Source organism: Cupriavidus sp. GW821-FHT07C08, assembly GCF_059419025.1.
Genome location: NZ_JBWKQZ010000001.1, coordinates 402760 through 414823, shown reverse-complemented (window position 1 = coordinate 414823; position 12064 = coordinate 402760). Strand labels below are relative to the sequence as shown.

Below are 12064 nucleotides of genomic sequence, written 5' to 3'. Positions count from 1 at the left end.
CTGGCGCCTAGTCGGCCCGCGCTTTCCGTGCCATGACATGCGTCTCCTTTACCCTATTCCTCGATGGGCAGCCCGTGAGCGCGCCACTCGGCCACGCCATCAGTCAGGTGGAAGGCGCGATAGCCCTTCTTGCGCAGGAGCTCGACAGCGTCCTTGGCCATCAGGCAGAAGGGGCCCCGGCAGTACGCGACAACGGGCATGTCTTTGGGCAGCTCGGCAAGCCGCTTCCTGAGTTCGTCGAGCGGCAGGGAGCGAGCATGCGGCAAGTGGGCCGTGGCGAACTCCTCTGCTGGGCGCACATCGAGAACCAGCACTTCTCCGGCCCTGGCCTTCTTCAAGATGGCAGCACGGTCGAATCCTTCGAGGTCGTCGCCATGCTCGATGATTGACGCCAGGGCCACCTGCAATTCCACTAGCCGCTCCTCGGCCGCTGAACGAAGCGTTACCCAGAGGTCGGCCACGCTGGTGCTGGCCAGACGGTACTGGACGTACTTCCCATCCTTGCGGGTCTCGACGAGACGAGCCTGGCGCAGCTCCTTGAGATGAGCGCTGGCGAGCTTCACGCTGATTTCTGCCTGGGCGGCCAGAACCTCGACGGTTTTCTCACCCTGGCACATAAGCTCGATAAGCTCCAGACGTTTCGGGCTGGCTACGGCTTTCCCGATGCGCGCGACCTGCTCGTACAGGTGGTTCTTTAACGTTCTCATTTTTTCATTCTATGGAACGTTAGAATGATTGGCAAGCTCTGTGTGGAAGGAGCTTCTCTCGGGAGGATGTTTGACAGCGGCATTGCCGGCTGCCAGCGTTGGCTCCCCTGCGCAAGGGGGCGTTATGATAGCGAATCGCCTGGCGTCGCGTTGTTGCCTGCCACCCGTAGCCTCATGCCTCAGTCAGACCAGCACGTGACGTGTCTCTAGAAAGAAGCGCTGAATCTCTTGTTCAATCTCCGGATCGATCATTCTGACCGGCCGGTTTCCGTTCGGGCAGGCAAGCCTTGGGGTCGTTCCAAACAAGCGACAAATCAACGGGCGCTCCGAATACACGCTGCATCCCTTGGTATCAAGGTGAGGGCAACTCAGGTTTGCCAGCGCAGTTTCGTGCTCGGCATCGCTTTTGACGGGAAGCCTCGACATTTCTTCCGTTGAGGTTGTCACAGGACCACAACAGTCATGACATCCAGGGGTGCACTCAAATGTGGGAATTCGTGAGCGAAGAAATCTGATCTTTTGACTATTCATTGGTGCGGTTATCAGAAAGTCGGTCAGGAGCTGGCCGAGGTAGGATGCGCGCTACATTCAACCCAACTGTGCGCCGCGATCTAGTTCAACTAACGTGCCCCCGGCGGTAGTCTGAGGAATTCCGACGCCTCTTGCATAGCGCTCTCGGCCAGCTCACGGGCTTCCTCGCCGCCGCCGGGCGTCATCAGGCCGGCCAGTGCTGCATAGAGCAAGTGGATCAGGTCCACGGCACGGTGATACTGTTCGTCGCTCATCTCTTTCCCTCTACGAAGCCATCGAGCCGTGTCGTCAGCTCAGACCGGGACCTTGCTGTGGGACTGGCCGATGGCCGCGCCTGATCGGGCCGCCGTTTCATGTGCCTCCCCGCCCAGACAGATGCTGCACAAGCCAGATCATTGCCGACACCGCTGCAACGGCCCAGAGCGTCACGATCACCAGCGCCGCAACGTGGCTGACGGGGCGGTGGGCGGATGCCGCGGCCGCCGCGCGATGCTGGCGCATTACCTCGACCGGAATCCACCGTATTGCCAGCAACAAGCCCAGCGGCACCACCACCACGTCATCCAGATAGCCGAGCACCGGAATGAAATCGGGAAACAGGTCAATGGGCGATAAGGCATAGGCGGCGACTGGCAAGGCCAGTGCTTTCGCATACCATGGCGTGCGGGGATCTTGAGCGGCCAGCCAGACGGCGTGCACATCTTCCTTGACTGCGCGAGCCCAACGCCGGGAACGTGCGATCAAATGAGCCAGAAGATCCCGGCGCCACAAATGCAGACGCACATCGTCCAGCACCGGAACCGCAGCGAGGGCAAGCAACAGGGTTGCCAGCGCAAGCGTGGCGCTGAACCCGACGTGCTTGAACCCCAGGGCGCCAATGACGCCGCCGGCAAAGAACAATACGACGAGTGTGATGAGTACCTGTAGCTTATGCCGATTGGCGAGCACCGGCGGCTTGCTCGAATCGGCCCTGGACAGGTTCCAATAGAACAGCTTGCCCAGTTCGATACCGATGTCGGTGACCATGCCGGTCACGTGCGTGGTGCGGATCTCGGCATTCGACAGCTTGGTGACCATGGCATTTTGCAAGCCCATGATGAAACAGAGCACCATGACTGTTGCCGGCACGAACAACCATTCGTGGTGCTCGAGATTGCTGCCTAGCAGGCCAAAACACACCAACAACAAGGCTTCCAGCATGAGCGGCAATGCGTATTCGCTATGCAGTCGCTCGCGCCGGGCCCAGTTGATCAGTACCGCTGAGCAGGCGGCGCCCGCCAGGAACGACAGCAAGGCCCCAAGGCCGTCCAACATCAGCCAGAAACTGCCAAGCGCCAGGTTGTCGGCCATGGCGGACACAACGCCCGACATGTGCGAGGTGTACTGCTGCACGGCCAGGAAGCCGCCTGCGTTGGTTGCTCCGGCCACAAACGCCAGGTAGCAGGCCAGTTGCCGATTGCTGCCGGGACTGCGCTCCTTCCCAGTCAGCTTGCGCAAGTACAGGATAGGCATGGTTGCGTTGGTAAGGAGGCTTGCGCGGGGGAGGGGCGGTGTCAATACCGGACCTGCGGTCTTGCCAGCTTCGGCCAGGCCGCACGATCCGACGCAAGGCGCTCGCCGCGTTTCAGGCGGCGAGCGGCCGCGGTCAGGCTTAGCGAATGCGCGGTTTCCAGGATGCGCGCTCGTGCAATCAGCGCGTCCAGGGAGGGCAGCTTGTGCGCCCCTTTCCAGGCAAACAGCGTGTAGTTGGAACTGTCTTCGGAAAGAGAAATCGACATCGACTGGCCGAACGCGGTGCTGACTTCCTCCAGGTAAAGCGGGATATCGGGATCGCTTTCGAGAAAATTCGCGACCAGCACGCCGGTATCGGCCAGGCGGGCATGACAGGCGGCATAGAAGTCTGCCGTCCCCAGCTGCACCGGCATGCCATCGGCCAGAAACCCGTCCACCAGGATCACGTCCGGTCGCGCATCCTGGTTCGCAACATAGTCGGCGCCATCTGCGCAAACCACCTCAAGTCGTTCGTCGTCCGGCGGGATCTGGAATTGCTCGCGCAGGGCGATGACCGCCGGATTAATTTCAATTGCCACGATCTTGGTGTTGGGCAGATGCCGGTAGCAGTACTTGGCAAGCGAACCGCCACCCAGGCCGATCATTGAGATCCTGGCCGGGACTGGGTGCAACAGCAGGAATCCCATCATCGTCCGGGTATAGCCCAGCACGAGCTTGTCGGGATCCTTGCGCGACATGAAGCTCTGGGTCGCGAGCGCGTCGAAATGCAGGGACAGGGCGTGCTGGGTTTCCAACACCTTGGGCGTACCGTCGTGGCTCGCCTCGGCAAGGAACTTCAGGTAGGCGTCGAACGAGGTGCGGTCGGCATGCATAGCTCAGGATTCCATCAAAGCGCCTTGGGAAGCGCCTCTCCCCGCAACAATGCCGCGATGGTGACGACAGCGGCGGCTTCGTCCGCTCCGTCCGCCTGGATGCGGATGTGCGTTCCCACCCGGGCGGACAGGCGCATGACCTCCATCACGCGCTTGGCGTTTGCAACCCAGGGGCCACTGGTGAGCAGGATCTCGCACTCAAATTGATTGGCCGTGAAAGCCAGCCGTGCGGAATTCCGCCCTTGAAATGCATTCCCGGCAGTTACCGCTATCGTCACTTCTACCACTGCGCCCCTCATCAAAAAGTTGTGCCCCCTGAAGACTCGTTTGCGCGGGACCGCGCGCCCTGCCAGCATCTACTAAGGCATGCCGGCGCATCTTGGAGATGTATATTATTATAATGCCATTATTATATGATGACATTGTTAGACGCATGGAATCCAAGACCGCCCGCCTGACCGTATTGATCGATCCGGAGAAGAAAAAGGCCTTTGAGGCGCTCTGCGCCGCCCAGGACCAGACGCCATCCCAAGTCGTTCGCCAGATGATTCGCGACTATTTGCAGCAGTACGAGGTGGACTACGCCACCCGGCCGACGCTCGGAGCGCCAAGGTCAGTGGCGAAGGAACGCGGGTGATGCAGGAAGGGGCCAGCCGGTGCCCACGCTCAGGTGCACACCGCTGTTGCCAGGGCCGGATCACTAGCGTCTTGTGGCACCGGTCTGCCGGACGGCGCTTAGTATTGCGCGCAGGATCTCTATCGGCGGCGGTGGACAGCCCGGCACCGTTATGTCTACCGGGATGACATTGGCGACGCGGCCGCAGCTCGCATAGCTCTCCCCGAAGATCCCGCCAGTACAGCCACAGTCGCCTACCGCCACCACCAGTTTCGGCTCCGGGGTTGCCGCATAGGTGCGCAGCAGGGCCTCCTCCATATGACGCGAAACGGGTCCCGTCACCAGGAGCATGTCGGCATGGCGCGGGCTTGCGACGAACTTGATGCCCAGGCCTTCGATGTTGTAGTAAGGATTGCCGAGTGCGTGGATTTCCAGTTCGCAGCCATTGCAGGAGCCGGCGTCGACCTGCCGGATCGTCAGCGCCTGCCCGAGAATGTCGAGCAGCTCCCGGTGGATGCGCTGGACGGAGGCGGCCTCGTCCGCCGCGCCGCGCGGAGCAGGCTCAGTAACGATGCCGGTATGTGCGATCTGCCTGAGGATTTTCCACATCAGAGATCGTGCCCCGAATAGCTGAGGTTGAAGGATTTGTTGATCAGCGGAAAGTCCGGCACGATGTTCCCGATGATGGCATGTTCCAGCACCGGCCAGTTCTGCCACGACGGGTCGTGGCAATGGCAGCGCAGAATGCGGCTGTCATCGGCAAGGTCGAGCGCGACCAGGACTTCGCCACGCCAGCCCTCCACCCATCCGACCCCGATGGCGGCGCCGGCGGGCGCTTGCGGAACGATTCGCGTGGCACCCTCCGGCAGGCCTGCACAGATGGCACGGATCAGTCGCAGCGACTCCAGCACCTCATCGAATCGCACCGCCACCCGGGCGGCGACATCGCCGCCGCGGTGCGTGGCCATCTTCACGGCGACGCTATCGTAGGGCCGCCAGGCATGGTCGCAGCGCAGGTCCGCGGCGCAACCGCTGGCACGTCCGGCCAGGCCGGTAAGCCCAAGCTGGGCGGCAAGCTGCGGCGTGACGCAGCCTGCTCCAAGAAATCGGTCCTGCAGGCCAGCATGTTCGTCGTACACCGCACGCAGCACGCGTACTTCCCGCTCGATGTGGTCGCACTGCTGTTCCAGGCGCTCAGCCATGGCTGGTGCCAGGTCTTGCGCAACGCCGCCCGGTACCACGGCGTCCATCATCAGCCGGTGACCGAAAGCCTCTGCGGACAACCGCTGCCAGTCTTCGCGCAGGCGCGAGAATTGCGCCAGGCCGAAGGCCAGTCCTGCGTCATTGCCCAGTGCCCCCAGGTCACCCAGATGATTGGCCACCCGCTCACGCTCGAGCATCAGGGCGCGCAGCCAGTCTGCCCGCGGTGGAGGCGCGCAGCGCCAGGCGGACTCCAGCGCCATGCAATAGGCCCAGGCATAGGCCACGGTGGAATCGCCCGAGACCCGGCCGGCCAACCGGTAGCCCTCGGGCGGCGCCAGTTCGGTGAAACGCCGCTCGATGCCCTTGTGGGTGTAGCCCAGGTGTTCCTCTAGCCGCAGCACCTTCTCGCCGACCACCGAAAAGCGGAAGTGGCCGGGTTCGATGATGCCGGCATGCACCGGCCCGACCGCGATCTCGTGCACGCCGTCGCCCTCCACGCGCACGAAAGGATAGTCAGCGGGCAGTTTGCCGGCCTTGGCAGCTTCCACCTGCGCGCCGCCTTGCAGCGGCCGCGCCCCTGCCGGCCACAGGCCGTGGTCCAGCCAGGGCCGGCCATCGCGGCTGCCCTGCACGGGGATACCCACCAGGTCGGTCATGGCACGCTGCATCCGGCCCGCGCATGGGAATACGCCGGCCAGGTCCGGCACGGCGGGCGCGATGCCATCCAGCCGCAGTTCGAGCCACATCAACCCCCGCGGCGTGGCGTATGTGACGCATGCCGTCAACGCACCGCCGATGGCACTCCGATCAACGCCCCACAGCGCAACGAGGCGCCCGCCAGCGTCTGCCACCGCGCGGGCCGTGGCCGACCAGCCGTCTGGATCGACCCGGCCATGCCAGACTGGCAGCGGCGAGGGCAACCGCTCCAGGTTGAGGCCGGGATCGGACAGTGTCATCGGTTCAGCTCCCAAGCATTGCGGCTGCCTGCCGGTACCAGGTGTCGAGATAGGGCGGAATATAGAGGCCCAGCATCAGCCCCAGGGCGAGGTGCGTGAACACCGGGACCAGCGCTGGCGGATGCGCCAGCGGCATGAGCGTGGTGTCGCCGAAGACCATCGGCTGCACCCGGCTGAACACCGCGGCGAACGCCAACCCGAGTGCCAACAGCAGGAAGGGCGTGGCCCACGGCTGTTCGCGCATGGCGGTGGTGACGATCAGGAACTCGCTGGCAAAGACCCCGAACGGGGGCATGCCCAGGATGGCGAGCACTCCTACCATCAGGCCCCAGCCGACCGTGGGACTGACACGGATCAACCCGCGAATATCGTCCATGACTTGCGTGCCCGCCTTCTGCGCGGCGTGGCCGACGGCGAAGAAGATTGCTGACTTGACCAGCGAATGCACCGTCATGTGCAGCAGGCCGGCATAGCTGGCGATCGGCCCGCCCATGCCGAAGGCGAAGGTCATCATGCCCATGTGCTCGATGGACGAATACGCGAACATGCGCTTGATGTCGCGCTGCCGGATCAGGAAGAAGACAGCCGCGACCACCGATAGCAGGCCGAACCCCATCATCAGGCGGCCGGTCAGATGGTTGCCCAGCGCCGCATCGGTCAGCACCTTGCAGCGCAGCACGGCATAGAGCGCCACATTGAGCAGCAGGCCGGAGAGCACGGCGGATACCGGGGTTGGCCCCTCGGCGTGGGCATCGGGCAGCCAGTTGTGCAGTGGGACCAGGCCTACCTTGGTGCCATAGCCGATAAACAGGAAGGCAAATGCCAGCGTGATGATGTTGGGATCGAGCTGGCGCTTGACCGCGTCCAGGTTGGTCCACAGCAGGGCCCCGCCCTCCGGGCCGATGACCTGCTCGGCGGCCATGTACAGCAGCACCGTACCGAACAGCGCCTGGGCAATCCCCACCCCGCACAGGATGAAGTACTTCCAGGCGGCCTCGAGGCTCGCGGCGGTGCGGTAGACGCTGACCAGCAGCACCGTGGTCAGCGTGGCGGCCTCCATCGCAACCCACACGATGCCCATATTGTTGGTCGTCAGCGCCAGCAGCATGGTGAAGGTGAAGAGCTGGTACATGCTGTGGTACAGACGCAGCCGCGGCGGCGTCATCTTGCCGTGGTCGTACTCCACCCGCATGTACGGCCGCGAAAAAATCGAGGTGGTCAGCCCCACGAACGCGGTCAGCGCAACCAGGAAGACGTTCAGGGCATCGATGTAGAACTCCCGGTCCCATGCCAGCATGGGACCATCGGCGACGATTTGCGCCGTCAGCACGCAGGCGGCGAGGAATGTGCCCAGGCTGAAGGCGACATTGATGTCGCGTGCGCGCTCGCGATGTCCCGTCAGCGCCAGCACCAGCCCGCCGGCAAGCGGAAATCCAAGCAGAAAGGCCAGCGCGGTCAACTCAATCCTCCTTCAGCTTCTCAAGGTGACGGATGTCCAGGCTGTCGAACTGCTCGCGGATCTGGAACATGAACACGCCCAGGATCAGCACGCCGATCAGCACATCCAGTGCGATGCCCAGCTCGACCACCATCGGCATGCCATAGGTCGCGGCGGTGGCCGCAAAGAAGAGGCCGTTCTCCATCGCCAGGAAGCCGATGACCTGCGGCACCGCCTTGGAGCGCGTGATCATCATCAGGAAGGACAGCAGCACGCAGGCCAGCGCGATGCCCAGCGTGCCGCTGGCGAGCTTCAGCGACAGCCGCGAGATCGGCATGGTGAGGTTGAAGGCGAAGATCACGACCAGGATGCCGATCAGCATCGTGGTGGGAATGTTGATCAGCGTCTCGACGTCCCTGCGGATCCGGAGACGATCGATCACGCGGTGCAGCAGATAAGGGATGAGCAACGCCTTGAGGATTACGGTCAGGCCGGCCGACAGGTAAAGGTGCGGCTGGCCCGTCACGTAGCCGACGACAGCCGTGGCCAAGGCCAGGGTCGCACCCTGCAGCGTGAACAAGTTGATCAGCGACAGGATCCGTCGTTGCGAGATCATGGCGAAGGCGAGGATCAACAGCACCGCGCCGAGCAGGTTGACAAACTGGGTGAGGAGTGCGGTCACTGGCCTGGCCTCCGGGGTTCAGCGTGCCAGCAGCAAGTGGACCAGCATGCCGATCACCGCCAGCAGAAAGGCGGTGGCCAGGAACTCCGGCACGCGGAAGATGCGCATCTTGGCGCTCGCCGTCTCCAGCGCCGCCAGCAGGATCCCGCCCACCATGAGCTTGAACAGCAGCGCGGGCAGCGCCAGCAGCATGGCCAGGGGAGCTTGCGCTTCAGCAACGCCCCATGGGAAAAACAGCGCCAGGCCGATGCAGGAATAGGCGAACAGCTTCAGGCTTGCCGCCCACTCAAGGAGGGCCAGATGCCGCCCCGAATATTCCAGGATCAGCGCCTCGTGGATCATCGTCAGCTCGAGGTGGGTGGCGGGATTGTCGACCGGTATGCGGGCGTTCTCGGCCAGGGATACCATGGTGAACGCCACGCCGGCAAACGCCAGGCCGGGATAGATGGCCAGGTCCCGGTGAGCAATCGTCTCGACGATGGTGGTGAGCGAGGTCGACTTGGAGACCAGCGAGGCGGAGAACAGCACCATCAGCAGCGCCGGTTCCGCCAGGAAGCCGATCAGCATCTCGCGCCGCGCTCCCAGGGTCCCGAAAGCGGTGCCGACGTCCATCGCCGCCAGCGAGATGAAAACCCGCGCCAGCGCGAACAGGCCGACCAGGGCAATCGCGTCGGCGGCCGGTGCCAGTGGCAGATCGGTGGACACGGTCGGGACGATCGAGCAAGCCAGCGCCATGCAGCCGAACACCACATAAGGCGTGGCGCGGAACAGCGGCGAGGCATTGTCCGCGACCACCGAGTCCTTGTTGAACAGCTTGTGCAGCATGCGATAGGGCTGCCAGAGGCTGGGTGCCGACTTGTTCTGCAGCCAGGCGCGCCACTGATTGACCCAGCCGGTCAGCAGCGGCGCCAGCGCTATCGAGATCACGATCTCAAGCAGCTGTGACAGGATCCCGGTCAGGTTCATGCGGCCCTCTTCACATCACGGCCAGCAGCGTGGCGGCCAGGGTCAGGAAGCTGTACAGCAGGTAAACCGAGATGCGTCCCTGTTGCATCAGGCCGATCAGCCGGGCCAGGTACGACGCCAGATCGATCACGGGGACATACATCCAGCGCCAAAAATGATCCGCCACTGTGACCTGGTAGTGCGGCTGCTCATCGAATGGCGTCGGCAGGTCGCGGCGCATCAGGAAAAACGGTTCAAAGATCTGGCGGATCGGCTGCCCGAACCCCTCGGCAGTGTCCTGCATGCGCGCGGTGCCCCAGGGAAAGCCGCAAGCCCAGGGCGGGCTGCGGCGAAGCCGACCGTGGTAGAAGCGGCGCACCAGCAGGTAGGCGAGCGCGACGCTGGCCAGGATGCCTGACAGGAAAATAACCGGCCCGTAGCTGGCCTGGGCCAGGCCGTTCGGCGCCAGCAGCCAGCTGCTGGCCGCGGTCCGGGCGCCGAGTCCGCTCGCCACCAGTTGCTGCGTCACCGGATCGATCAACTGGACGAATTGCGTCGGCAGCAGGCCAAGCGCGATGCAGCCCAGCGCCAGCCACAGCATGCCCGCGCGCTCCCAACGGCCGGCGTCGTGCGCGTTGGCCAGTCTGGGCTCACGGGGCTGGCCGAGGAAGATCACGCCGAAGAACTTGACCATGGTGTAACCGGCCAGTGCCGCCACCAGCGCAATCAGCGCGGCGACCACCGGGATCAGCATGGTCAGTATCGGTTCCGGCAGACCAGGCGTGAACAGGAAGCTCTGCAGCAGCAGCCACTCCGAGACGAAACCGCCAAGCGGCGGCAGCCCGGCGCTGGCCAGCACGCCCAGCAGTGTCAGCCAGCCCACCCATGGCATGTAGCGAATCAGTCCGCCTAGCTTGCCCAGGCTTCTCTCGGTGGTGGCATGCAGCACGCTACCGGTTCCCAGAAAAAGCAGGCTTTTGAAGAATGCATGGCTGGCGACATGGTAGAGCGCGGCCGTCAGGGCGAGGGCGGCCATCGGCTTCATGCCGTAGGCCGAGAACAGCAGTGTCAGCCCCATGGCAACGAAGAGCAGGCCCATGTTCTCGATCGACGAATAAGCCAGCAGCCGCTTCATGTCGGTCTGAACAGCTGCGAAGACCACGCCGAACAGCGCGGTGGCTAATCCAATCGCCAGCAGCAATCCGCCCCACCACCACAGGCGCATCGGCAGCAGGTCGAAAGATACGCGCAACAGGCCGTAGATGGCAGTGTTGAGCATGACGCCGCTCATCATTGCCGATACCGGTGACGGCGCGGCCGGATGCGCCTCCGGCAGCCAGATGTGCAGAGGCAGGATGCCGGCCTTGGCGCCGAATCCGAACAACGCGAGCAGGAAACCGGCGGAGGCCCAGAACGGCGTCAGCGCCTGGGCGCGCATGTTGGCAAACGTATAGTCGCCGGTATTGGCCTGCAGCACGCCAAAGCACAGCAGAATCGCAATCGCCCCGATGCGCGCCATCGTGATGTAGAGATAGCCGGCGGCGCGCACTTCGGCGATGCGGTGGTTGGCGGTCACCAGGAAGAATGAAGCCAGGGCCATGGTTTCCCACATCACCATGAACGAGTAGGCGTCGTCGGCCAGGATCACCCCGGCCATGCTGGCAAGAAACAGGTGGTATTCAAGACAAAGCAGGCCTGGCGGTGTACCTTCGCCCGTGCGGAAGTAGCCAGCCGCAAACGTGGAGATGCCAGCCGCCGCTCCCCCCATTACCATCAGGAAGTAGGCGGACAGGCTGTCGAGCCGGACGTGAAACGGCAGCGATGGCAGGCCAATGGGCAGCACGGCTGCCTCGGGCGTGCCGGACACAGCGTGCAGCGCCAGGCTGAACAGCGCAAGCCCTAGCAGTCCCCCGATGGGGAACAGCACGTGGGATACCAGGGCAAACCGATGCAGCGCCAGGACCCCTGCCACGCCGATAAGCAGCCAGGCCCCAACCACAACAAGCATCCAGTCGAGATGGAGCCATTGCGTGAGAGGGGGCACGCTGCTCATGGATCAGGCTCCGCGACGGGTCGCACGGCGCTTGGCAGGAGGTGCCGCGTCGCGCCGCGACGACGCGCCGACCGGTGGCCTCTCTTTGCCCTTGGCTTCCGCCTTGTCCGTGTCCACGCCGCTGGGCACGTACTGGACGCCATGCTGGGCGAGGTAGTCGCGGATAAGCCGCCGTATCACCTGCGAGGCAGTCAGATCCTGTTGTGCGCAAAGGCGCTCGAAGGCGGCCTTCTTGTTGGGATCGATGAGCAACGTAAGCCGAGCGGTCTTTTGCTCCATGGGAGCCTCAAGATGGCAATACGATGATTACATGAATCACATCATAGATGATGGCCATGCGAATCCAAAGGCCTGGACGCTGCCATTCCTTTACTCGCTGCAACCAGGGCAAGACGGCGTCGCACATTCGTCGCTGGCGTTTCCTGCTGTCAGCCTAGTGCATGCGGCGCTGCAGCATCCCGCTGTCGCCGGTGCGCAATTCTCCCAATGCGGTCAGCGCCATCGAGTTTCTCGTTCCGCGTACCGCTGTCGCCGCCGGCCCTTGGTTGA

Annotated in this window: 14 protein-coding genes; 1 reads left to right on the top strand and 13 read right to left on the bottom strand. The window is 63.7% G+C overall.

The features are described 5' to 3' along the window. Positions 1-53 precede the first annotated feature (53 nt). The 6 genes from AC07UK_RS02025 to AC07UK_RS02000 all read right to left on the bottom strand — a co-directional run bounded on the left by AC07UK_RS02025 (position 54) and on the right by AC07UK_RS02000 (position 3909). Positions 54-707: an ArsR/SmtB family transcription factor gene (locus AC07UK_RS02025; RefSeq protein ID WP_494685336.1), complete on the bottom strand. Its 654-nt coding sequence runs from the start codon at positions 705-707 to the stop codon at positions 54-56. A gap of 183 nt (positions 708-890) precedes the next feature. After that, the gene (locus AC07UK_RS02020) at positions 891-1238 is read right to left on the bottom strand and encodes a YkgJ family cysteine cluster protein (RefSeq protein ID WP_010810535.1); all 348 of its coding nucleotides are present in this window, start codon (positions 1236-1238) and stop codon (positions 891-893) included. Positions 1239-1327: 89 nt separating this feature from the next. Beyond that, a complete protein-coding gene (locus AC07UK_RS02015; protein ID WP_011615551.1) occupies positions 1328-1492 on the bottom strand; it encodes a hypothetical protein in 165 nt (54 codons plus the stop codon). 97 nt (positions 1493-1589) lie between these two features. After that, on the bottom strand, positions 1590-2750 hold the full coding sequence (locus AC07UK_RS02010; protein ID WP_436221981.1) for a DUF1275 domain-containing transporter: 1161 nt from the start codon (positions 2748-2750) through the stop codon (positions 1590-1592). A gap of 41 nt (positions 2751-2791) precedes the next feature. Further along, positions 2792-3622, bottom strand: a complete 831-nt coding sequence (locus tag AC07UK_RS02005) for a fused MFS/spermidine synthase (RefSeq protein ID WP_439668004.1) — start codon at positions 3620-3622, stop codon at positions 2792-2794. A gap of 14 nt (positions 3623-3636) precedes the next feature. Then, entirely contained in the window at positions 3637-3909 is a 273-nt protein-coding gene (locus AC07UK_RS02000) for an HPr family phosphocarrier protein (RefSeq protein WP_136227778.1), read from the bottom strand. Positions 3910-4055: 146 nt separating this feature from the next. On the opposite strand from AC07UK_RS02000, the gene AC07UK_RS01995 reads away from it, so the two are divergent. Further along, positions 4056-4259, top strand: a complete 204-nt coding sequence (locus AC07UK_RS01995; protein WP_010810540.1) for a ribbon-helix-helix protein, CopG family — start codon at positions 4056-4058, stop codon at positions 4257-4259. A 63-nt stretch (positions 4260-4322) separates the two neighbouring features. Here the strand turns inward: AC07UK_RS01995 and AC07UK_RS01990 are convergent, their stop codons facing one another. From AC07UK_RS01990 to AC07UK_RS01960, 7 genes are read right to left on the bottom strand one after another with little or no spacing between them, the layout of a single operon-like run. Further along, positions 4323-4847: an NADH-quinone oxidoreductase subunit B family protein gene (locus AC07UK_RS01990; RefSeq protein ID WP_494685337.1), complete on the bottom strand. Its 525-nt coding sequence runs from the start codon at positions 4845-4847 to the stop codon at positions 4323-4325. Further along, on the bottom strand, positions 4847-6397 hold the full coding sequence (locus AC07UK_RS01985) for a hydrogenase large subunit (RefSeq protein WP_494685338.1): 1551 nt from the start codon (positions 6395-6397) through the stop codon (positions 4847-4849). The genes AC07UK_RS01990 and AC07UK_RS01985 overlap by 1 nt, the downstream gene beginning before the upstream one ends. A gap of 4 nt (positions 6398-6401) precedes the next feature. Then, a complete protein-coding gene (locus AC07UK_RS01980) occupies positions 6402-7856 on the bottom strand; it encodes a hydrogenase 4 subunit F (protein ID WP_436221977.1) in 1455 nt (484 codons plus the stop codon). A 1-nt stretch (position 7857) separates the two neighbouring features. Further along, complete coding sequence (locus tag AC07UK_RS01975; RefSeq protein WP_494685339.1) at positions 7858-8517, bottom strand: formate hydrogenlyase; 660 nt, start codon at positions 8515-8517, stop codon at positions 7858-7860. 18 nt (positions 8518-8535) lie between these two features. After that, the gene (locus AC07UK_RS01970) at positions 8536-9483 is read right to left on the bottom strand and encodes a respiratory chain complex I subunit 1 family protein (protein WP_010810545.1); all 948 of its coding nucleotides are present in this window, start codon (positions 9481-9483) and stop codon (positions 8536-8538) included. A 10-nt stretch (positions 9484-9493) separates the two neighbouring features. Beyond that, a complete protein-coding gene (gene hyfB, locus AC07UK_RS01965) occupies positions 9494-11515 on the bottom strand; it encodes a hydrogenase 4 subunit B (protein ID WP_494685340.1) in 2022 nt (673 codons plus the stop codon). A gap of 3 nt (positions 11516-11518) precedes the next feature. Next, positions 11519-11794, bottom strand: coding sequence for a ribbon-helix-helix protein, CopG family (locus AC07UK_RS01960; RefSeq protein WP_436221974.1), 276 nt, complete (start codon positions 11792-11794; stop codon positions 11519-11521). Positions 11795-12064: the final 270 nt, after the last annotated feature.